This window comes from Eremococcus coleocola DSM 15696 (assembly GCF_000428865.1).
Lineage (GTDB): Bacteria > Bacillota > Bacilli > Lactobacillales > Aerococcaceae > Eremococcus > Eremococcus coleocola.
In genome coordinates this window covers 40,519-60,741 of sequence record NZ_AUAT01000002.1, presented here as the reverse complement: position 1 = coordinate 60,741, position 20,223 = coordinate 40,519, and the positions used below count along the sequence as shown (strand labels likewise).

Annotated in this window: 23 protein-coding genes and 1 riboswitch; of the genes, 22 read left to right on the top strand and 1 reads right to left on the bottom strand. The window is 39.5% G+C overall.

The features are described 5' to 3' along the window. The first annotated feature begins 23 nt into the window (after positions 1–23). The 3 genes from G396_RS09805 to G396_RS0101120 are packed head-to-tail and all read left to right on the top strand — an operon-like array spanning position 24 to position 3,323. Complete coding sequence (locus G396_RS09805; RefSeq protein ID WP_051221033.1) at positions 24–1,316, top strand: efflux RND transporter periplasmic adaptor subunit; 1,293 nt, start codon at positions 24–26, stop codon at positions 1,314–1,316. A 14-nt stretch (positions 1,317–1,330) separates the two neighbouring features. Further along, positions 1,331–2,101, top strand: coding sequence for an ABC transporter ATP-binding protein (locus tag G396_RS0101125; RefSeq protein WP_028124781.1), 771 nt, complete (start codon positions 1,331–1,333; stop codon positions 2,099–2,101). After that, entirely contained in the window at positions 2,088–3,323 is a 1,236-nt protein-coding gene (locus tag G396_RS0101120; protein ID WP_028124780.1) for an ABC transporter permease, read from the top strand. Before G396_RS0101125 ends, G396_RS0101120 begins: the two co-directional genes overlap by 14 nt. A gap of 165 nt (positions 3,324–3,488) precedes the next feature. Here the strand turns inward: G396_RS0101120 and G396_RS0101115 are convergent, their stop codons facing one another. Continuing rightward, positions 3,489–4,028 (bottom strand): folate family ECF transporter S component, encoded by a 540-nt coding sequence (locus G396_RS0101115; protein ID WP_051221031.1) that lies wholly within the window; start codon positions 4,026–4,028, stop codon positions 3,489–3,491. A gap of 49 nt (positions 4,029–4,077) precedes the next feature. After that, positions 4,078–4,170: riboswitch (THF riboswitch) on the bottom strand. A 166-nt stretch (positions 4,171–4,336) separates the two neighbouring features. Between G396_RS0101115 and G396_RS0101110 the strand changes: the two genes are divergently transcribed. The 19 genes from G396_RS0101110 to gpmI all read left to right on the top strand — a co-directional run bounded on the left by G396_RS0101110 (position 4,337) and on the right by gpmI (position 20,212). Further along, positions 4,337–5,578 (top strand): glycosyltransferase, encoded by a 1,242-nt coding sequence (locus G396_RS0101110; protein WP_028124778.1) that lies wholly within the window; start codon positions 4,337–4,339, stop codon positions 5,576–5,578. Beyond that, on the top strand, positions 5,571–6,431 hold the full coding sequence (locus tag G396_RS0101105; protein ID WP_028124777.1) for an NAD(P)-dependent oxidoreductase: 861 nt from the start codon (positions 5,571–5,573) through the stop codon (positions 6,429–6,431). The genes G396_RS0101110 and G396_RS0101105 overlap by 8 nt, the downstream gene beginning before the upstream one ends. A 22-nt stretch (positions 6,432–6,453) precedes the next feature. Next, on the top strand, positions 6,454–6,678 hold the full coding sequence (locus tag G396_RS0101100; RefSeq protein WP_028124776.1) for a DUF1797 family protein: 225 nt from the start codon (positions 6,454–6,456) through the stop codon (positions 6,676–6,678). 263 nt (positions 6,679–6,941) lie between these two features. Next, a complete protein-coding gene (locus G396_RS0101095; protein ID WP_028124775.1) occupies positions 6,942–7,466 on the top strand; it encodes a YqeG family HAD IIIA-type phosphatase in 525 nt (174 codons plus the stop codon). Beyond that, positions 7,459–8,586, top strand: coding sequence for a ribosome biogenesis GTPase YqeH (yqeH, locus tag G396_RS0101090; protein WP_051221029.1), 1,128 nt, complete (start codon positions 7,459–7,461; stop codon positions 8,584–8,586). The genes G396_RS0101095 and yqeH overlap by 8 nt, the downstream gene beginning before the upstream one ends. A gap of 13 nt (positions 8,587–8,599) precedes the next feature. Then, positions 8,600–8,911, top strand: coding sequence for a YhbY family RNA-binding protein (locus G396_RS0101085; RefSeq protein ID WP_028124773.1), 312 nt, complete (start codon positions 8,600–8,602; stop codon positions 8,909–8,911). Positions 8,912–8,997: 86 nt separating this feature from the next. Further along, complete coding sequence (locus G396_RS0101080; protein ID WP_028124772.1) at positions 8,998–9,609, top strand: nicotinate-nucleotide adenylyltransferase; 612 nt, start codon at positions 8,998–9,000, stop codon at positions 9,607–9,609. Between the two features lie 9 nt (positions 9,610–9,618). Continuing rightward, complete coding sequence (gene yqeK, locus G396_RS0101075) at positions 9,619–10,221, top strand: bis(5'-nucleosyl)-tetraphosphatase (symmetrical) YqeK (protein WP_028124771.1); 603 nt, start codon at positions 9,619–9,621, stop codon at positions 10,219–10,221. A gap of 8 nt (positions 10,222–10,229) precedes the next feature. Further along, positions 10,230–10,586, top strand: a complete 357-nt coding sequence (gene rsfS / locus G396_RS0101070) for a ribosome silencing factor (RefSeq protein WP_006418251.1) — start codon at positions 10,230–10,232, stop codon at positions 10,584–10,586. Continuing rightward, on the top strand, positions 10,574–11,326 hold the full coding sequence (locus G396_RS0101065; protein ID WP_028124770.1) for a class I SAM-dependent methyltransferase: 753 nt from the start codon (positions 10,574–10,576) through the stop codon (positions 11,324–11,326). Before rsfS ends, G396_RS0101065 begins: the two co-directional genes overlap by 13 nt. Positions 11,327–11,335: 9 nt before the next feature. Beyond that, complete coding sequence (locus tag G396_RS09800) at positions 11,336–12,496, top strand: nucleotidyltransferase family protein (RefSeq protein WP_051221027.1); 1,161 nt, start codon at positions 11,336–11,338, stop codon at positions 12,494–12,496. 131 nt (positions 12,497–12,627) lie between these two features. After that, on the top strand, positions 12,628–13,173 hold the full coding sequence (locus G396_RS0101055; protein ID WP_006418264.1) for a YceD family protein: 546 nt from the start codon (positions 12,628–12,630) through the stop codon (positions 13,171–13,173). Between the two features lie 25 nt (positions 13,174–13,198). Beyond that, positions 13,199–13,369 (top strand): 50S ribosomal protein L32, encoded by a 171-nt coding sequence (gene rpmF / locus G396_RS0101050; protein WP_006418395.1) that lies wholly within the window; start codon positions 13,199–13,201, stop codon positions 13,367–13,369. Between the two features lie 210 nt (positions 13,370–13,579). Continuing rightward, positions 13,580–14,182 carry an ATP-dependent Clp endopeptidase proteolytic subunit ClpP gene (clpP, locus tag G396_RS0101045; protein ID WP_028124769.1) on the top strand — a complete coding sequence of 201 codons (603 nt, stop codon included), beginning with the start codon at positions 13,580–13,582 and terminating at the stop codon, positions 14,180–14,182. A gap of 354 nt (positions 14,183–14,536) precedes the next feature. Further along, positions 14,537–15,571 (top strand): sugar-binding transcriptional regulator, encoded by a 1,035-nt coding sequence (locus G396_RS0101040; protein ID WP_028124768.1) that lies wholly within the window; start codon positions 14,537–14,539, stop codon positions 15,569–15,571. A 38-nt stretch (positions 15,572–15,609) separates the two neighbouring features. Beyond that, on the top strand, positions 15,610–16,611 hold the full coding sequence (gene gap, locus G396_RS0101035; protein WP_006418493.1) for a type I glyceraldehyde-3-phosphate dehydrogenase: 1,002 nt from the start codon (positions 15,610–15,612) through the stop codon (positions 16,609–16,611). Positions 16,612–16,698: 87 nt separating this feature from the next. Further along, the gene (locus G396_RS0101030; RefSeq protein WP_028124767.1) at positions 16,699–17,889 is read left to right on the top strand and encodes a phosphoglycerate kinase; all 1,191 of its coding nucleotides are present in this window, start codon (positions 16,699–16,701) and stop codon (positions 17,887–17,889) included. A 35-nt stretch (positions 17,890–17,924) separates the two neighbouring features. Further along, positions 17,925–18,683, top strand: coding sequence for a triose-phosphate isomerase (gene tpiA, locus G396_RS0101025; RefSeq protein WP_028124766.1), 759 nt, complete (start codon positions 17,925–17,927; stop codon positions 18,681–18,683). After that, positions 18,683–20,212, top strand: a complete 1,530-nt coding sequence (gene gpmI / locus G396_RS0101020; RefSeq protein ID WP_028124765.1) for a 2,3-bisphosphoglycerate-independent phosphoglycerate mutase — start codon at positions 18,683–18,685, stop codon at positions 20,210–20,212. The genes tpiA and gpmI overlap by 1 nt, the downstream gene beginning before the upstream one ends. Positions 20,213–20,223 lie beyond the last annotated feature (11 nt).

Genomic DNA, 20,223 nt, shown 5'->3' with positions numbered 1-20,223 from the left:
AACGTGGAAAAGAGAGGTGTATCATGTTCAAGCTTCGAAAAGGTGTATTTATTGGACTCCTGGTCCTATTGTTTCTTTCAGGATTGGGCCTTGCGGTCAAACAAGTTTTGCTTCTCGTAGAGGATGCTGAGCAAAGTCAAAGTGAAGCGGATGATAGAGCAGCTTATATGGTATATGCTGTAGCAGACCAAGCCCCAGTTACTGTCAATGGGACAGTCCAATTAGCGGGGGATAGCGCTTATTTTTATGATTCGAATCAGGGAGATATTGCTGACATTAAGGTTAAGGATGGACAGAAAGTTCAGCGGGGGGATATTCTCTTTACTTATAATAATAACGGCCAAGATCTTAAATATGAATTAGAGGATGCCCAAAGGGAGAATCAAAGGCTGATTGACCAAAGACAATCTTTATTGAATCAACTCACTGAATTGACTGGGGTCTATTATAATTTTAAAGGAGATCAAATTGAATTAGATCCTAACGCTAAGGACGGATACTATGTTGTCGCAGAAATCGGACAGAGTGTGTCTGCACCCAATTCTTCAGCTGAAGCAGAATCGGAAGGTTTAGATGACCAAGATGGGGGGGAATCTGTTAAGGAACAAATTCGTCAACTAAACCAGCAAATTGATGATGCAACCATTAAGATTGAACGTTTGAAAGAAAAACAGAGTTCCAGTGTTAAGGCTCAAGCGGATGGAAAGGTCTATTTAGACTTAAACGGGCAAACGGATTCTAGTCTGCCATTGGTCAGAATTGTTTCCGAAGATATTGTGGTTCGGGGTCAAGTCGATGAGTTTGATTTCTATGTCCTAGCCGAAGACCGACCGGTGACAATTTATCTACCGGCCGAAGATCGGACGGTGAAAGGCAGTATTATTTCGTATGAAGATATTCCTGCCTACAGTGGCACTAATGCTAGTAGCAGTCAACAAGAAGGGCTTAATACGAATCCTAGTCCTAGCTCAAGTAATGCAGAAAGTGCTAAATTTGCCTTTGTTGTAAAACCTGAAACAAAACTGCAAGCAGGTTTTTCAGCAAAAGTAAATATAAAGTTACCCGGTTATGTTATTCCAGCTGAGGCTATTCTTGATCAAGCGGGCAAAACATATGTCTTTATTTACCAAGATGGACGAGCCTTTAAAAAAGAAATAAAGCTAGAGCAAGAGGCCGGTCAGGATATAATTAAACGGGGACTTAAAGCAGGCGAACAAGTTATTTTAAATCCTATTGACTTAAGTGATGGTCAAACTGTTGATATAATAGATAACCAAAATATTGAAGCCCCTCTTTCAGCTGAGGGATCCCAATAAAGTGGGGGATGAGCATGGCAGAATTTAAAACAGAAGTACCCCTAATCCAGTTGAACCAAGTCAATAAATCCTATCAGTTAGGCAAACAGTCATTCAAAATCTTAAAAAATATTTCTTTAAATATTTATGGCGGAGAATTTGTGACCATTATGGGTCCATCGGGGTCAGGAAAATCGACCCTCATTAATATTTTAGGTTTTCTAGATAAAGATTTTGAAGGGGACTATCGCTTTCAAGGTCAAGCAGTTGAGCAACGAACGGACCGACAAGTTTCGCAATTGCGAAATAGCATGGTTGGCTTTGTCTTTCAAGATTTTAACTTAATCGAATCAATGACGGTGGCTGAAAATGTGCGCTTACCCTTGTTATATCAAGGTAATCCCAGTTATAAAGTGAAAAAACAAGTTCTAGCCGCCCTCGATCGCGTGGGGATTAAGGAAAAAGCCCAAGCCTATCCTAAAGAATTATCGGGGGGCCAAAAGCAAAGAGTGGCGATTGCGCGGGCGCTCATTAATCAGCCTAAATTTATTATCGCCGATGAACCTACGGGAGCTTTAGATAGCAAAACTTCCGCGGTTATTATGGACATCATTGCCCGTCTTCATCAAGAAGAAGGGGTGACGATTGTTATGGTTACCCATGATCCTAATTTACAAGCCTATGCCAATCGACAGATTAAAATTGTTGATGGCGAAATCGAAGCCAATTACGCAACTGAGATTGAACACCAACTCGCAGATCAACCTTTAATTTTTCAGGAGGTTTTTAATCGTGAAACTTATTGAGATTATTAAATCTTCTTTTACGTCCTTAAGAATGAATGGTCGCCGGACCTTCTTGACCATGTTTGGCATTATTATTGGGATTGCTGCTGTCATTACCATATTAAGTCTAGGAAATGGTTTCCGCCAAAAAACCTTGGACGAATTAGTCAAAGACGACCAGGGCCGTCAGAGTCAGTCTTTTTATTTTAACGTGACCAGCTTGGAAGAGGAGGATTACCAGAAATTAAATCCTTTTAATGATCAAATTGTAGCTGAACTCGAAGAACTTCCAGGTGTGGATGAAATTAAACTTGACTCAGAAGAAAGTGACCCGCAAGTATATGCTAGTTTTAAGCAGGGACGGAAGGACAAAGTTGATATTGTTTATGGCTATGAGGAACAGACTGATTTACCACTATTGGCTGGACGTAACTTAATGAAAGCAGATAATCAGGCTAAGCGTCATTATTTGATCATTGACGAACATTTAGCTGCTAATTATTTCGAGGATTTTCAAGCAGCCATCAATCAGAGTGTCGACCTGGATGAACAACCTTATACGATTGTGGGTATTTTTCAGTCTCAGATGAGTGAAGAAGACTTGGCGAATCAGGATAGTTTTGGTTTTGGGACCAGTTCTAATCCCCAAGCCTACATACCGCAAGCAAGCTATAAACGAGACCATCCCCAAGAAAGCAAAAATTTTGGAATCACGGCATATTTTGAAGAAGGGACGAATATTAAGTCTGTATCTAAAGCCATAGCGGATTATCTAAAAGACCATGGCCCCGATAAAGATAATGGAGAATACGGTTACTATGATACCTCAGAGATGATGGCAGAAATTGGCAAACAATTGGATATGGTCACCCTCTTTATTTCAGCGGTTGCTTCAATCTCTCTGTTTATTGCTGGCGTAGGGGTGATGAATATGATGTATATTTCCGTTTCAGAACGAACCCGGGAAATTGGCATCCGGCGGTCTATCGGTGCGACCCAAACCAGTATACAAACCCAGTTCTTATTAGAGGGAATTGCGATTACCACCTTTGGGGGTCTATTAGGTTATCTTTTAGGTCTGGGGCTGGCAGCACTGGTCGGAAACTTCCTACCTTTCAAAGCAGTGTATGACCTTAAGTCTGCTTTAATTTCGGTGGCAATTGCGGTCTTAATCGGGTTGGTCTTTTCATATTTTCCAGCCCGCCAAGCTGCACGTAAAAATGTGGTTGAAATATTAAGATAGTCTACTAGCGTATTTGGTTGAATACAAAAAGGAGTGGCTAGATCTGCGAAAATTTCTTGTTTTCACAGGTTTAGCCACTTTCAATCATTTAAAGAGTAAGGTTTGAATTAAATATTTGTTTTAGTCTGAAAATATTAACGGTCATTCAAGTTCCTAGAATGATCCTTAAAATTGATATTTATCGATGAGGTGTTTAATACTAGGAAGGTTAAAAAGATAGTAAAGGACGAAAGAATTTACAAAAAATGAAATTATATTTTTAAAAATTCTAATCGGCAAGAGCGCGAAAATTGCTTTGTCATACATAATATGAAGCCAAATTGAATTTAAACCTAAATTGATAAGTAGGCTGACTAAGCCAACTGCTAGCATAATTTGGCCAAGGCTACGAGGTTTCCGCCACAAAAAGTAACCATAAAAGAGGCCACCGAGGGCAGCTGAAAGGGTGAAGCCTAGGAAAAAATTGTCGCCGCGAAGTAAGCTTGAAATAATATCAGCGGCAACCGAGACGATTAGAGCATACCAAGGCCCAAAAAGAATACCGGATAAGGCAGCCCCGATAAAACCAAAGCCAATCTGGATTTGATTGCCAAAATTTAGGGAAGGTAAAAAGCCCAAAACTAACCTGAGGCCGAGGATAATCCCTAGTAAAGAAACTCGGAAGGCACTGCGGTGACTTGACATTTGATCAATCTTATTATTCATTAATACTCTCCTTTTCTATTACAGAGAGCTACATAAGATATTTGGTTATGTAGCGAATGCAGGATAAAATCGCGATCTTCCAATCTTCGTTTACAGGCAACATTCCATCCTGTAACACTTAACGCTTTATCCCTACTCTGACGTTTTTGATCAATGACTTAAATGAAATTAAGTTCAAAAACACTATAACACTTGTTATGCCACTTGCCTAGCTATAAGATTGAAATCAGATAAGGTCTTTAATTTTTACTTTAAATTTACTATAATGTTTATGACTATATATTCAAAGAGAGAAGGTTTAAAAAGTTATGAATATAGGTTTTTTTACCGATACCTATTTTCCGCAAATTTCCGGCGTTTCGACGTCAATTAGTATTCTGAAAGCGGAATTGGAAAGCCAAGGGCATCAGGTAACGATTTTTACAACCACCGATCCGAATGCTGCAGAAGATCCCACGATTGTGCGCTTACCCAGCGTCCCTTTTATTGCCTTCTCTGACCGACGTGTCGCCTACCGCGGCTTTGATAAGTGCTTGAAAATTGCTCAAGAAAAGCAATTAGATATTATCCATACCCATACTGAGTTTTCATTAGGACTGGCTGGCCAATTTGTCGCAAGCCGTTTAGATTTACCTTTAGTCCATACCTACCATACCATGTATGAGCGCTATACCCATTATATTGCGGATGGTCTGCTGATTGGACCAGGCCAAGTAAAGGTATTAACCAAGCAATTCTGTTCATTAGCCTCAGGTGTGATTGTGCCGTCACAATTGACCTACAATACCCTGAAATCCTATGGAGTGAAAACCCACATGCGAGTCATTCCCACAGGGATCCCCCTAAATAAATTTAATACCTGTTCTGACAACGGTTATAATGAGACTCTCAAGATTAAACAAGACCTGGGTCTAGACCAAGGTCAAACAGTTTATGTTTCATTGTCTCGTTTAAGTAAGGAAAAAAGTATTGATGTTGTGATCCAGGCTTTTAAAGAAATATACCAAGAAGACCCTAATTCAGCCCTAGTAATAGTGGGAGATGGCCCTGAAAAAGAAAATCTTGAACTTTTGTCACGGTCATTATTAAATAAAGCCATCTTTTTTTTAGGTGAAGTTAGCCATGATCAAGTAGGAACTTATTATCGCTTAGGTGATGTTTATTTAAACGCCAGTGATTCCGAGACGCAAGGATTGACTTATATTGAAGCTTTAGTAAACCATGTGCCTGTCGTAGCTAAGGAAAATGACTATTTAAAAGAGGTCTTTACAGGACAAGTGAATTTTGGTTTCTTGTATCAGGATGTTAGTGAGTTTAAAGCGACTGCCTTAAAGTTAGTTAATTCATTGAGGACAGAAAGCTTAGCACCCATTTCTGATTCTCAACTATATGCCATTTCAGCTGAAAAATTTGGGGCAACCGTTGAAGCCTTCTATCAGGATATTTTATCAGACCCTAAAAAATATAAAAATTCCTTATCCCATCAAGTTCAGAATTCTATGAAACGCTTTATCCGAGAATTAGTATTAGGGAGTGAACAAAATGACTAAAATTGGTTTTATTGGCTTAGGAGTTATGGGATCATCCATGGCCAAATTCTTATTAGCTGACCATGAACTCTATGTGCATAACCGGACTAAGTCCAAAGCAGATGAATTGATTAAGTTAGGGGCTAACTGGTGTTCGTCTCCTCAAGCAGTTGCTGAAAAGGCTGATATTATCTTAACCATTGTCGGTTACCCCCAAGATGTGGAAGATGTTTACTTAGGAACTAATGGTTTGTTTAATGGCAGTCGGTCTGGTCAAATTTTTATTGACTTAACCACGTCTTCGCCTAGTTTAGCTCAGAAACTATGGCAGAAAGGTCAAGAAATAGGGGTGACAGTCTTTGATGCGCCAGTTTCTGGCGGTGATATTGGTGCCCGTAAGGGAGAGTTATCGGTCATGGTCGGGGGTCCTGAAGACCAATACGAAAAGGTCCAACCCATTTTAGCTGCTTTTGCTAAACAAGTTCAATATTTTGGATCCGCAGGCAGTGGTCAACATACTAAAATGGCCAATCAAATAATGGTAGCAGCCACGATGTTAGGTTTGAGTGAGGCCTTAGTTTATGCAGACCAAGCCCAATTGGAACTTGAACAAGTAATTGACGCATTGAGCGGTGGGGCCGCTGCTAATTTCTCACTCGCTAATTATGGACCCCGGATTCTTGCTGAAGATTATTCACCAGGTTTCTTTGTAAAGCACTTTGTTAAAGACCTCAAAATTGTCCTAGAAGAAGCGGAAAAATTAGAATTAGAATTACCAATGACCCATTTAGCTAGACTTCTCTACCAAAAGTTGAGTCAAGCAGGCTATCAGGATGCAGGAACTCAGGCTATAATCAAATTATGGTGGAAGTAAAGTCGTCAGGAAGGAAGTTTTCATGTCTCGTTCAGCCTTAAGTTACATTATTAAACGCTTAGAAATTATGCAACTTAGTGAAAGTGATGAACTACGTCGCTTTGAAGCAGATGATCAAGAAAAGTGCACGGTAAGGTGGCAGGCGCAGACTGGTTTATTTATTTTACATGATCTAGATAGAGATGCTTATTACTATTTTGATAATTTGGACCTAGTTGCAATTGAAATTTATGAATTGTTAGGCTAAGGATGCTCAGCATTCTAGGCGATCATTTGATTGTTTTTTTCCATTCCCACAGCCAGCGCTTGAAGGGTTTCTTTAAGAGAGTAGATTTCTATTAAAGTCTGGCTTCACCTTCATAAAATGATGGAAGGTCTGGGGATGGGTTTTTTGTATGTTAGGTTAATTTCAACGGCTGCAGAGTCAAGTCACCATGAAGACGATTGTATCAGAATACAAGTTGGCTCATTTTATGGTATAATTCAGCTAATATAAGGAAGGGAGCCTCTATGAAAGAATTATTTAAACCAACCTGGTATGTTAATACAATTTACGATATTTCTGCCCAACAATTACAAGCCCATCAAATAAAAGGAATGTTGATTGATTTAGATAATACGATTCTCCCTTGGAATATTTTAGAAGCCAATGAGGCCTTGATTAACTGGGCTCAGAAAATGAAAGAAGCAGGCATTGAAATTTATATCATCTCTAATAATTCCTTTAACCGGGTTGCGCGGGTGGCAGATCCTTTACAATTACGGTTTGCTGCTTCGGCCTTGAAACCATTTCGACGTAAATTTACTCGTGCCATCGAAGATTTAAGGATTGACCGAGAAAATCTTGTGATGGTAGGGGATCAGATTATGACAGACATCGTGGGGGCCAATCGTAACCAATTGAAAAGCATTCTTGTAAAGCCTTTGGTTAACCATGATAATATTTATACGCTTTTGAATCGCCAATTGGAACGCATGGCCATGAAAATGGTGGGAATCGATCGTAATCAAGACTGGGGGAAAACACTTGACTAAAGACATTCAAAATAAAGAAGAGGCATATCAGTGTATTGGTTGTGGTGCCTATATTCAAACAGATCATCCTGAATCACCTGGTTATACACCCCAATCCGCGTATGAAAAGGGATTAGCCAAGGGTGAATTCTATTGCCAACGTTGCTTCCGTTTACGTCATTATAATGAAATTCAGAATTTTGATGTGTCTGAATATTTCTTCTTGGAACAACTTGATAAGATTGGTCAAGATGAGGAAGCTTTTGTCTTTCATTTGGTCGATATTTTTGATTTGGAAGGATCCTTATTGACCGGGCTGAATCGCTTCACTGGCAATAAGCCCTTTATTTTAGTGGCAAATAAAATTGATCTATTGCCCAAATCAGTTAAACTAGGTCGGATTCAATCATGGTTAACCCAGCGCCTCCATGCCCTTGACCTCTACCCTCAAGATGTAATTCTTTTATCAGCTAAAAAAGGGGCTAGCTTAGATCAATTAATCGAAGTCATTCAAGACAAGATTCAAAACCATAATATTTATACTGTAGGAGTAACCAATGTGGGTAAATCATCCGTGATCAATCATGTGTTAAAAGATTTGGGTGAGGCAGATAATTTGATTACCACTTCAGCCATGCCGGGGACGACCCTTGAATTCATCGAATTACCTTTAACCGAAGATCACGCTTTAATTGATACACCAGGGATTATTCGTAGTCAACAAATCACCCATTATTTAGACCGTGAGGGAATAAAAGTTGTCTTGCCAGATAAAATGATAAAACCTCGGTCTTTCCAATTAGACAGCGGTCAAACCATCTTTTTCGCTGGATTAGGACGACTGGATTTTGAGCGAGGAGACAAAACAAGCTTCACTTTCTATGTCTCCAATAATTTGCTCTTACATCGAACTAAAACAGAGAAGGCGGACCAACTATTGGCAGACCATCAAGGACAATTATTGAGTCCGCCTCAGGCTAAGGACCAGTTACCTGCATTTAAAACATATTATATTCAACTACAAGCTAATCAAGATTTAGCAATAGCGGGCCTAGGTTGGGTTACCGTCAACCAAGCAGTTTCACTATCCTTGCAATTACCACAGGGTGTGACCTATGCAGTGCGTCCAGCCATGATTTAAGAAAGGAAGAACCATGACACTTAATAAGAATCAGATCAAATATTTACGCAAAATGTCCCATACCCAGAAATCTCTATTTCAAATGGGGAAAAATGGTTTAACGCCAACCTTTATGGAACAAATCGATTCTGCCCTCGAACGGCGAGAATTAGTTAAATTTAATCTATTACAAAATAGTGATGAAAGTTTAGAAGAGGCTGCCCATGCAGTTGCAAGTGAGTTAGATGCTGTTGTCGTCCAAACAATTGGTTCAACAGCTATCTTATTCCGGCCGTCGTCACAAGTGAAATATCAAATTCTCTCACAAAAGGTAAAGGCATTATAGAAAGTGGTGGGAAACCCATGAAAACACAAGCAGTGACGCAGGATAAGTTGGCTGAATCACTGGATGATTTTTTAGGTGCCATTACGATGACCCAGTTGCAAGCTGGTACAGGTAAAGAAAAACGGCAACGGATTGGAATATTAGGGGGAACCTTCAATCCGCCTCATATAGGCCACCTACTTATGGCGGAACAAGTAGGAAACCAATTAGACTTGGATGAAGTATGGTTTATGCCTACAGCTAAACCGCCTCATGCACCAGGGAAGACCACTATTGCTTCCCAACACCGGTTAAAAATGCTGCAATTAGCGATAAAGGATAATCCTCGCTTTAAAATTCAACCGTATGAAATAAACCGAGGAGGCAAAAATTTTACAGTTGATACTATGGCTTATTTTGTTGAAGAGTATCCGGAATGTGATTTTTATTTTATAATTGGCGCAGATTCAGCCAATGATTTACCAACTTGGCGCCAGATTAACCGCTTAGTTTCCTTGGTTCAATTTGTAGGGGTAAGACGTCCAGGTCAAGCTCCTTATAATAATCAATATCCTATTTTGTGGGTGGACTCACCTATGGTTGATTTATCATCCACAGAAATTCGGCTCCGGGTTTATTTGGAACAATCAATTAAGTATCAAGTACCAGACCTGGTTGCTGAATATATTTATGAACATAGGTTGTATACGGTGGAATAGGAGCTTAAAATGAAATTTCCCGAGTATTCAGAAAGTTTAACTAATATTAGTCGAGACCAGCTTCTGACTCAATTGAAAGATCAAGTCTCAGAAAAAAGATATAAGCATGTTTTAGGAGTAGAAGAGGCGGCTTTGGAATTAGCTGAGGCAAATCAAGTTGATCTAGCTGAAGCATCACTCGCAGCTTTACTCCATGATTTTGCTAAAGATATGGACCCCGAAACGATGTTGGGCTTAGCCTTGATTTATACTGGGAATGAACGCTTGAAAGAAGGTTCCCCCGCTATTTGGCATGGTCCAGCGGCTGCTCAAATTGGTCGTGATCGCTTTGGTATTACCAATCCATCGATTTTAAAAGCGGTGGCAGTTCATACTATCGCGAGTCCAGAAATGGATTCGCTAGCTAAAGTATTATATACAGCAGATTATATTGAAGCAGGCCGCGATTTTAAGGGGGTTGCAACTGCCCGTAAATTAGCCAAGAAAGATTTGGATCAAGCCTGTTTGTATCAAATGGCAGAGACAATTGCCCATTTAGCTCAAGAACGTAAAGCAATTTATTATGAAAGTCTGGATGCCTATAACGCATGGTGCCAGAAATTAAATTCTTAGGAGGTATTATGAAAGAAGTATTAGATAAAGTTCAAGTTATTGTAAAAGCTGCTGATGATCGGTTGGCTACAGATATTGAAGTTCTGGATGTTAAGGAGTTAACGCCGATTGCTGATTATTTTGTGATTATGTCAGCCAAAAATGAAAGACAGTTAGATGCAATTGTGCAGGCTATTACAGAAGCAGCAGAAGACCATAAAATCGAAATTAAGGATGTCGAAGGAAAGCGCTCAGGACGTTGGATTCTGATTGACTTATTCGATGTGATTGTTCATGTCTTCTATTATGAAGAACGTGGCCATTATAATTTAGAAAATATCTGGAAAGATGCTCCAGTTTTAGATATCCATGAATGGTTGGCATAGCCATGTCATTTGCCCAGATTGCGCATATTTACGACCAAGTAAATAATTTAGCAGCTTACCAGGAGTGGATAGATTTTACTAAGCAACAAGTACCCACTCCCCCTAAGCGGGCCCTCGATTTAGCCTGTGGTACAGGCTATTTTTCATTTTTATGGGCCAAATCCTGTCAAGCATTAATTGGAATCGATCTTGATCCTGCTATGGTTAAGATGGCTCAGAAAAAACTAGGGCAAGGTGAGTCACCTCTTGAATTTAAGGTCGAGGATATGACGGACCTAACTTTTGCTGATCAGACTTTTGATTGTATTACCTGTTATTTGGACTCTTTATGTTTTCTGCCTAACCTTGATCAAGTTCAAGCTTGTTTTGCCGAAGTATATCGGGTGCTAGAGCCAGGTGGTACCTTCCTCTTTGATGTCTGGACCCAAGATTTTTTACTCGATTTCTTTGATGACTTCATTAATGTTGAAAGCTTTGATGAAGGTCATCTTATTTGGCAAAGTCAAGTCGATTTTGACCAAGTTCAGGTGACTCATGATTTAACCGTCTATGAAGGCCAAGGTAATTCCTATCAGAGAAGTCAAACTAGCTTACAGGAGCGGACCTATCCACTGGATGATTATTTGGCAGCCCTTTTAGCCGTTGGTTTTAATATAGATAAAATCTCTGTTTGGCCAGACTTTCAAGATAGTCAACCGCAGTCTGATACTAGTCGCTGGGTTTTTGTCGTGCATAAATAGGAGGTAGCTATGGATGCTTTTGGAATTATTGCTGAATATAATCCCTTTCATTTAGGACACGATTATCAGTTGAAGCAATTTAAAGAATCCCTTGATAATCAAGCGATTTTGCTGGTTTTAATGAGTGGCAACAGTGTCCAAAGAGGAGAGTTTGCGGCCTATGATAAATGGTCGCGTGCCCAAATGGCTTTAGCTGCAGGGGCAGACCTGGTTATTGAAGCCCCCGTCTTAATGAACCTCCAAGCAGCCGACCAGTTTGCTCAGGTGGGAGTTAATTTATTAGATTTATTAGCCTGTACTAGCTTTGGCTTTGGTACAGAAAAGGCATCTCTAAGCGATCTTGAAAATCATCTTACTTGGCGTCACCAGAACCAGCTTGATCTGGATCAGGCAGTCCAAAAGCAATTGAAGCAAGGATTATCTTATGCAGCTGCCTATCAAGAGGCAATTCATACTTTGGGATCCCAAAGCGCTTTTGACCCAAGCTTACCTAACCATCTCTTGGCGCTTCAATATATTCAAGCCAATCAAAGTTTAAGTCGGCCTATGGTAATCCAGGTTTTAAAGCGCTTGGTAAAACAAGATAAGCAACGCCTGATGTCAGGGAGTCAAATTCGTTCCTTTTTAGCAGGCGGAGGCAATCCTCAGTGCATACCCTTGCCTAAGAAAAGTCAAGAATTGGTTCAGGATCAAGCCTTGGTTACCTGGGAAGATTATTTCCACCTGTTAAAATATCGCCTTTTGACCCATAGTCCAGAAAGTCTTAGTCAAATCTTTGGGGTAAGAGAAGGTTTAGAATATAGCCTATTGGCTAAGATTGAAGCTAGTCAAAGCTTTGACGACTTTATCAGCCTGCTCACCTCAAAACGCTGGACCAGAGCTTCACTGCAGCGGATATGTTTAGCTATCTTATTAAATATATCCTGGCAGGAATTTGAAGCTTACCGGGCCAAGTTCTGGCAAGCACCTTGCCTACGGTGTTTAGCCGTGTCTGGACTAGGGCAGACTTACTTACGACAATTAGATCAGAGTAAAATAAAGGTTTTTGCTAATTTAAAACAAGACTATATAAATTATGGCTTGAATCTCAGAGTGGATAAAGTTTTTTCAATGAATGATAAGGTTTCCGACCAGATCAAAGGACGCTTTCCACTAGGAATAAAAAAATGAGGGAAGTACTTTGCTTTAGGTATATAACATGGTAGTATTAGTAATATGTAATAGTTTTCTTCAAGTAAAATATTATTGACTTGTTGAATAAAATCTCATATAATATTATTTGTTGTCTTAGAGGTGAAACGATGAAATGGACCATTAAAGAAATCAGAGAGTATCCAGAAGATATCATGCCATTTGATTGTCATTTGGATATTAAGACCTCATTATTGAAACGACATTCTGATATTCTAGATGTTGATTCAGTGAATGCGGTAGGTTACTTAACAGATTTGAATCATGAGATTATCTTAAACGGTAATATTGTAGCAAATCTGTCACTACCATCCTCGAGAACTTTAAGACCTGTCTCTGTTCAGTTACAGGTCCCCATTAATGAACGTTATGTCTATCCTGGACATGAGGGTAAAGTAGATGATTATGATGCGACAACGATTGTCATTGAGAACGATGAAATTGATCTTGATGCGGCTGTTATTGATTTAATCCTATTGAATATACCCTTACGTGTCATTGGCCAAGATGAAACGGACGATACATTACCCCAAGGTAATGATTGGGATGTTTTAACTGAAGAGCAATACACTATGCAAAAGCAAGCGCAAGCCCAAGACCAAGTCGATCCAAGACTGGCCAAGCTTAAAGACTTGTTAAACGACCAAGATAATTGATATCAGAATTAGGAGGTGGACCCCCATGGCAGTACCAAAACGTAAAACATCAAAAGCTAAAAAACGCTCAAGACGTGGTGGAAAAGGTTTATCAGTACCAAATGTATCATTTGATCCAACAACTGGTGAATACCGTATGAGCCATCGTGTTGATGCTAACGGTAACTACAATGGCCGTCAAGTCATTGAAAAATAATCGAAATATTAAAACCTGGACTATTATGGTAGTCTAGGTTTTTTATTACTTTAAATGATGTCTATATGGGCAGTAGACGCCGTTATTAAGCATTTAATTATCTGTGTTTATATCGGGTCTAGGTTAGAAAAAGCTGGAAGCAGATACCTTGACCTTTTTTGACCTATAAGTTATACTCAGTTTTGTAATAAAGTATAGGAGGTTACTATTATGAATTTAGTACCAACAGTGATTGAAAATACGTCTCGTGGCGAACGTGCTTATGATATTTATTCTCGTTTATTGAAAGACCGGATTATTATGTTAAGTGGTGAAGTAAATGATGCCATGGCTAATTCGGTGATTGCTCAATTATTATTCTTAGATGCCCAAGATCCAGATAAAGATATTTATCTTTATATTAACTCACCCGGCGGTTCTGTTACAGCGGGTATGGCCATGTATGATACCATGCAATTTATCAATGCTGATGTCCAAACAATCGTTATCGGGATGGCAGCATCAATGGGCTCAGTCTTATTAGCGTCAGGGACTAAGGGTAAACGTTGGGCCTTACCAAATGCTGAGGTTATGATCCATCAACCATTAGGTGGTGCACAAGGTCAAGCGACTGAAATTGAAATTGCTGCCAAGCATATTCTCTTAACCCGTGACCGTTTAAATAAAATTTTAGCGGATGCGACAGGACAAGATCTTGAAGTCATTCAGAAAGATACTGATCGTGATAACTTTATGACTGCTCAACAAGCCTTAGATTATGGTTTGATTGACGGAATTATGGAAAATGCTAAGAAATTAAAAGAAAAGAAATAAGAATTATTTGCGGACTAGGTAAATTTACCTAGTCTTTTTTGTACAAATTTTTTCACTTATTGGGAGCAGAAGCCTGAGAATAATTGGCCATTATAGACAAGTAATATATAGTATTAACTTTAATAAATTTAAAGTTCAAAACCAAGTGGAATTTGCTATGAATAAATAAACTTTAAATTAGTGGACAACATTTGTCCAATTAAAATAAAATTATGAAGGGTAAAGGTTTTTAATTGCTTTTTGCTAGTATAAATGGTAGTATAAAAAATGTGATATAGGGCTTAGTCCTCCCAATCACTTGTCAAATTTCACTTGATAATTATTTGGACAGAAATTGACCAAGGGGGAATTTTGATGGATGTCTATTCAATCATTCGATCACTTGTTCCTGAACTTGATCAGTTGTTACCTGCTCGTTTAGAATTGATGCGATATTTATCGGTCATGGATAACCGAGTTGGGCGGCAAAGTTTGGCCCAAGCCTTAAATTTATCTGAGCGGACCATGCGGTCGCTCATTAATGTACTGCGAGGTCAAAATATTGTTGATGTTGAACGAAATGGAGTTCAATTAACTGATTTTGGGCAGAAAACCCTAGCTCAAATTGAAAAAGTCTTAGAGACTGATACCAGTTTATCCTTGTCTTATTACGAAACAGCATTAAAACAACATTTTAATTTAAAAGATTGTATTGTGCTTCCGGGTGACAGTCTTCGTAAAGAAAGTGTTTATGAAGAAATGAGTCATGCTGTGCAAGACTTATTAGCCCAGCTATTACATGAGGGAGATAATGTGATTGCGGTGACTGGTGGATATACCTTAGCCCATGTAGGACGGTATTTTCAACCGCACTATCGGAAAGGGCGAAAGATAACCTTTGTACCAACTAGAGGTGGTTTTGGGGGCGATTTCTCCATTCAATCCTCCACAGTGGGTGGTTTAATGGCACGACAATCACAAGCCGACTATATTCCATTTTTTATTCCTGAATCCTTAACTGCAGAAACAAGTCGTTTATTAATGGAAGAACCCTCAGTTAAGGAAGCTATCGAAATAAGTAAAAAAGCGGATTGTCTTCTATTAAGTGTTGGAACAGCAGATGTGATGGGACAGCGTCGTAACATTACTCCAGATCAGCGACGTAAAATTAGTCAAGAAGCGGCCGTAGGTGAAGCCTTTGGTGTTTTCTTTGACAAAGAGGGGCGCGAAGTCATTCGCTATCCGCGAATTGGACTTCAAATAGAGGATCTTGCTAATATTCCCAATATAATTACGATTGTTGGGGGGCGGGCGAAAGCCCAAGCTATAGCAGCCTTTTATAAAATGGTGCCACATCCAGGTATTTTATTCTGTGATGAAGCACTTGCTAAACAGGTTTTAAATGGTTAACCGCCATAAAACAAAAATTCTTAAGGAGGAATTTATTTATGTCAGTAAAAGTAGCGATTAATGGTTTTGGTCGTATCGGTCGTTTGGCCTTACGTCGTATCCAAGATGTTGAAGGTATTGATGTTGTTGCTATCAACGACTTAACAGATGCTGCTCAATTAGTTCATTTGTTCAAATATGATACTACTCAAGGTCGTTTCCAAGGCGAAGTTGAGTTAAAAGAAGATGGTTTAGTTGTCAATGGTGACGAAATCAAAGTCTTCTCTAACCCTAATCCAAATGAATTACCATGGGGTGATTTAGGAGTCGATATCGTATTAGAATGTACTGGTTTCTTCACCTCAAAAGAAAAAGCTGAACTACATTTAGAAGCTGGTGCTAAACGTGTTGTAATCTCTGCTCCTGGCGGAAATGATATTCCTACTATCGTCTTCAACACAAACCATGAAACCTTAACAGGTGACGAAACAGTTATTTCTGGTGCTTCATGTACGACTAACTGCTTAGCTCCAATGGCTGATACCCTTAACAAGAAATTTGGTATCGTTGAAGGTTTAATGACAACTATCCATGGTTATACTGGTGACCAAAATACTTTAGATGCACCACACAAAAAAGGTGACTTACGTCGTGCCCGTGCTGCTGCAGAAAATATCGTACCTAATACCACTGGTGCTGCTAAAGCTATCGGCTTAGTAATTCCAGAATTAAACGGTAAATTAGATGGTGCTGCTCAACGTGTTCCAGTTCCTACTGGTTCATTAACAGAATTAGTATCTGTTTTAGAAAAACAAGTAACTGTTGAAGAAGTTAACGCAGCCATGAAAGAAGCTGCTAACGAATCTTACGGATATAATGAAGATCCAATCGTTTCTTCTGATATCGTAGGTATGCACTACGGTTCCTTATTTGATGCTACTCAAACTAAAGTTATGACTGTTGGCGACAAACAATTAGTTAAGACTGTTTCTTGGTATGACAACGAAATGTCATACACTTCTCAATTAGTTCGTACTTTAGTATACTTCGCAAATCTATAATTCGATAACCGTTTTATAAGCGCGTCGATCCAGATAGGCGGGGAGGCTTGACGCTTCCCCGCTTTTTTTATAAAAAGGAGGAAATGCATGGTTAAGAAGACTTTAAAAGATATTGATGTAAAAGGTAAAACAGTCCTAGTCCGGGTTGATTATAATGTGCCAATGCAGGATGGTAAAATTACCGATGAAAATCGGATTATTCAATCTTTGGAAACTTTAAACTATTTAATGAGTCAAGATGCTAAAATCGTTCTTTTCGCTCACTTAGGTAAGATTAAAGAAGAAGCTGATAAGGCTAAAAACGACTTAGCACCTGTAGCTAAACGTTTAGGCGAAATCTTAAATAAAGAGATTCTATTCTCAACTGAAACTCGTGGTAAAGAATTAGAGATGGCAGTTAAGAACTTAAAACCACAAGAAATTTTAATGGTGCAAAACACTCGCTATGAAGATCTTGATGGTAAAAAAGAGTCTAAAAACGATCCTGAATTAGGTAAATATTGGGCTTCCTTAGGTGATGTATTCGTGAATGATGCTTTCGGTACTGCCCACCGGGCTCATGCTTCTAATGTTGGAATCGCCTCTAACCTAGATTCAGCGGTAGGTTTCTTGGTTGAAAAGGAACTTAAATATATTGGAGGTGCAGTTGATCAACCGCAACGTCCATTTGTAGCTATCCTAGGTGGAGCTAAGGTATCTGATAAAATTAAAGTAATCGAAAACCTATTACCTAAAGCTGACCATGTAATTATTGGTGGTGGTATGGCTTATACCTTCTTAAAAGCCCTAGGTAAAGAAGTGGGTAAATCTTTATTAGAAGAAGACCGTATCCAATTAGCTAAAGAATTACTTGAAAAAGCAGGAGACAAGCTTGTCTTACCAGTTGATATTCGAGTAGCGGATGACTTTTCTAATGATGCTAATACTCAAGTCGTTTCTGTGGATGAAATTCCAGCAGATTGGGAAGGCTTAGATTGTGGTCCAGCCAGTTTGGAAAAATTTGCTGCTATCTTAAAAGATGCAAAAACAGTAGTCTGGAACGGACCAATGGGTGTTTTTGAAATGCCTACCTTTGCTAAAGGAACCAATGGGGTTTGTGAAATTCTTGCCGGTCTAGATGATGCAACGACGATTGTCGGTGGGGGCGACTCTGCGGCTGCCGTTGCTCAATTGGGCTATGAAGATAAATTCACTCATATTTCAACCGGTGGTGGTGCTTCTTTAGCTTATTTAGAAGGTTCACCATTACCTGGTATAGAAGCAATTGCTGATAAATAATAATTTGCGGAATTAAAGAAAGGAAGTTGACATTTATGTCACGTAAACCAATTATTGCCGGAAACTGGAAGATGAATAAAACTGCGGCGGAAGCCCGTGAATTCATTGAAGCTGTCAAAAATCAAGTTCCAGCCAATGAATTAGTAGATTCAGTTGTCGGTGCTCCTAACTTATTTGTTGAAGGCATGACTAAAGGCACGAAAGATTCTGAATTAAAAGTAGCCGCTCAAAATTGCTACTTTGAAGATGAAGGAGCTTATACCGGTGAAACGTCACCTAAAGCCTTGGGAGCATTAGGTGTGGACTATGTAATTATTGGCCACTCTGAACGTCGTGATTATTTCCATGAAACTGATGAAGAAGTAAATAAAAAAGCCCATGCTATTTTCCGTAATGATATGTTGCCAATTATTTGCTGTGGTGAAAGCTTAGAAACTTATGAAGCGGGTAAAGCAGAAGAATTCGTGGGTGGCCAAATTAAAGCTGCATTAAAAGACTTGTCTGCTGACCAAGTTGCTTCATTAGTATTAGCTTATGAACCAATCTGGGCGATTGGGACTGGTAAATCTGCGACTAAAGATGATGCACAAAAGATGTGTGCTCATATCCGTTCTGTTGTGGCTGGTGAATTTAGCCAAGATGTGGCTGATAAAGTTCGCATCCAATACGGTGGTTCAGTGAAACCTGAAAACATCGCTGAATATATGGCTTGTCCTGATGTGGATGGTGCCTTAGTGGGTGGCGCAAGCTTGAAGGTTGATTCATTCTTAGCCTTATTGGAGGCTGTAAAATAATGAGTAAAGCACCTGTTGCAATCATTATCTTAGATGGTTTTGGTTGTCGTAAAGAAATTGTGGGTAATGCGGTTGCCCAAGCAAAGAAACCTAATTTTGACCGATATTATAAGGAATTTCCTCATGCAACCATGAAGGCTTCTGGCTTAGACGTTGGTCTACCTGATGGCCAAATGGGAAATTCTGAAGTGGGGCATACCAATATCGGAGCAGGCCGGATTGTTTATCAATCCTTAACCCGGATTGATAAAGCCATTGCAGACGGCGAGTTTATGACCAATGAGGCCCTAAATCACGCTTTTCAACATGCCTTAGATAATGACTCTGCTTTACATTTACTGGGTCTTTTGTCTGATGGTGGGGTTCATAGCCATATCAACCACTTATTAGCTTTAATTGATACAGCTAAAGCCAAAGGTTTGAAGAAGGTCTATATTCATGCCTTTATGGACGGCCGCGATGTCGACCCTAAAGCTGGTCCTGGTTACATCAAAACTTTGGAAGATCATATTGCTAAAGTAGGTCTTGGACAAATCGCTACTGTCTCTGGTCGTTACTATGCCATGGACCGTGATAAACGCTGGGACCGAGTTCAACTTGCTTATGAAGCTCTAGTTCACGGGAAAGGTTCTCGTTTTGAATCTGCTCAAGCAGTTTTAGATAATAATTATTCTAAGGAAGTCTATGATGAATTTATCGTGCCTGGGGTTGTTGAAGAAGCTGGTAAACCAGTGGCTAAAGTCCAAGATAATGATGCGGTTATCTTCTTCAATTTCCGTCCTGACCGGGCTATCCAATTATCTAATGCCTTTACTGATCAAGAGTGGGATAACTTTGATCGGGGGCCTAAATTACAAAATCTTAAATTTGTAACAATGACCCTTTATAATCCTTCCATCGATGCTGAAGTAGCTTTCCCACCCATTCCAATGAAAAATGTGATTGGGGAAGTCCTATCTAAAGCTGGTTTAAAACAATTACGGATTGCTGAAACGGAAAAATATCCCCATGTTACCTTCTTTATGAATGGGGGTCGGAATGAAGAATTCCCAGGTGAAAACCGGATTCTGATTCCATCACCCAAAGTAGCAACCTACGATCTTAAACCCGAAATGTCAGCTTATGAAGTCGGTGATGCCTTGTATAAGAGCATTATCAATGATGAAAATGATGCGATTATCTTAAACTTTGCTAATCCTGATATGGTTGGTCACTCTGGTATGTTAGAACCAACCATTAAGGCCATTGAAGCGGTTGATGAAAACTTAGGTAAAGTTGTTGATGCCATTCTCGAAAAGGGTGGCGCTGCTATAATTTTTGCAGACCATGGTAACTCAGAAACCATGATTACGCCGGATGGACGTCCTCATACTGCCCATACGACAGTACCAGTGCCTGTCATTGTTACTAAGAAAGGTATCGAGTTACGGACAGATGGCCGTTTGGCGGATGTGGCGCCAACTATGTTAGATTTATTAGGGCTTGAACAACCTGCTGAAATGACAGGTCAGTCTTTGATAAAAAAATAGATATTGATTGC

Excerpts from the sequence above, each read along its gene's own strand:
- G396_RS09805 (WP_051221033.1), top strand. The coding sequence starts at position 24 with ATGTTCAAGCTTCGAAAAGGTGTATTTATTGGACTCCTGGTCCTATTG.
- G396_RS0101125 (WP_028124781.1), top strand. The coding sequence starts at position 1,331 with ATGGCAGAATTTAAAACAGAAGTACCCCTAATCCAGTTGAACCAAGTC.
- G396_RS0101115 (WP_051221031.1), bottom strand. The coding sequence starts at position 4,028 with ATGAATAATAAGATTGATCAAATGTCAAGTCACCGCAGTGCCTTCCGA.
- G396_RS0101110 (WP_028124778.1), top strand. The coding sequence starts at position 4,337 with ATGAATATAGGTTTTTTTACCGATACCTATTTTCCGCAAATTTCCGGC.
- G396_RS0101105 (WP_028124777.1), top strand. The coding sequence starts at position 5,571 with ATGACTAAAATTGGTTTTATTGGCTTAGGAGTTATGGGATCATCCATG.
- G396_RS0101100 (WP_028124776.1), top strand. The coding sequence starts at position 6,454 with ATGTCTCGTTCAGCCTTAAGTTACATTATTAAACGCTTAGAAATTATG.
- G396_RS0101095 (WP_028124775.1), top strand. The coding sequence starts at position 6,942 with ATGAAAGAATTATTTAAACCAACCTGGTATGTTAATACAATTTACGAT.
- G396_RS0101085 (WP_028124773.1), top strand. The coding sequence starts at position 8,600 with ATGACACTTAATAAGAATCAGATCAAATATTTACGCAAAATGTCCCAT.
- G396_RS0101080 (WP_028124772.1), top strand. The coding sequence starts at position 8,998 with ATGACCCAGTTGCAAGCTGGTACAGGTAAAGAAAAACGGCAACGGATT.
- yqeK (WP_028124771.1), top strand. The coding sequence starts at position 9,619 with ATGAAATTTCCCGAGTATTCAGAAAGTTTAACTAATATTAGTCGAGAC.
- rsfS (WP_006418251.1), top strand. The coding sequence starts at position 10,230 with ATGAAAGAAGTATTAGATAAAGTTCAAGTTATTGTAAAAGCTGCTGAT.
- G396_RS0101065 (WP_028124770.1), top strand. The coding sequence starts at position 10,574 with ATGGTTGGCATAGCCATGTCATTTGCCCAGATTGCGCATATTTACGAC.
- G396_RS09800 (WP_051221027.1), top strand. The coding sequence starts at position 11,336 with ATGGATGCTTTTGGAATTATTGCTGAATATAATCCCTTTCATTTAGGA.
- G396_RS0101055 (WP_006418264.1), top strand. The coding sequence starts at position 12,628 with ATGAAATGGACCATTAAAGAAATCAGAGAGTATCCAGAAGATATCATG.
- rpmF (WP_006418395.1), top strand. The coding sequence starts at position 13,199 with ATGGCAGTACCAAAACGTAAAACATCAAAAGCTAAAAAACGCTCAAGA.
- clpP (WP_028124769.1), top strand. The coding sequence starts at position 13,580 with ATGAATTTAGTACCAACAGTGATTGAAAATACGTCTCGTGGCGAACGT.
- G396_RS0101040 (WP_028124768.1), top strand. The coding sequence starts at position 14,537 with ATGGATGTCTATTCAATCATTCGATCACTTGTTCCTGAACTTGATCAG.
- gap (WP_006418493.1), top strand. The coding sequence starts at position 15,610 with ATGTCAGTAAAAGTAGCGATTAATGGTTTTGGTCGTATCGGTCGTTTG.
- G396_RS0101030 (WP_028124767.1), top strand. The coding sequence starts at position 16,699 with ATGGTTAAGAAGACTTTAAAAGATATTGATGTAAAAGGTAAAACAGTC.
- tpiA (WP_028124766.1), top strand. The coding sequence starts at position 17,925 with ATGTCACGTAAACCAATTATTGCCGGAAACTGGAAGATGAATAAAACT.
- gpmI (WP_028124765.1), top strand. The coding sequence starts at position 18,683 with ATGAGTAAAGCACCTGTTGCAATCATTATCTTAGATGGTTTTGGTTGT.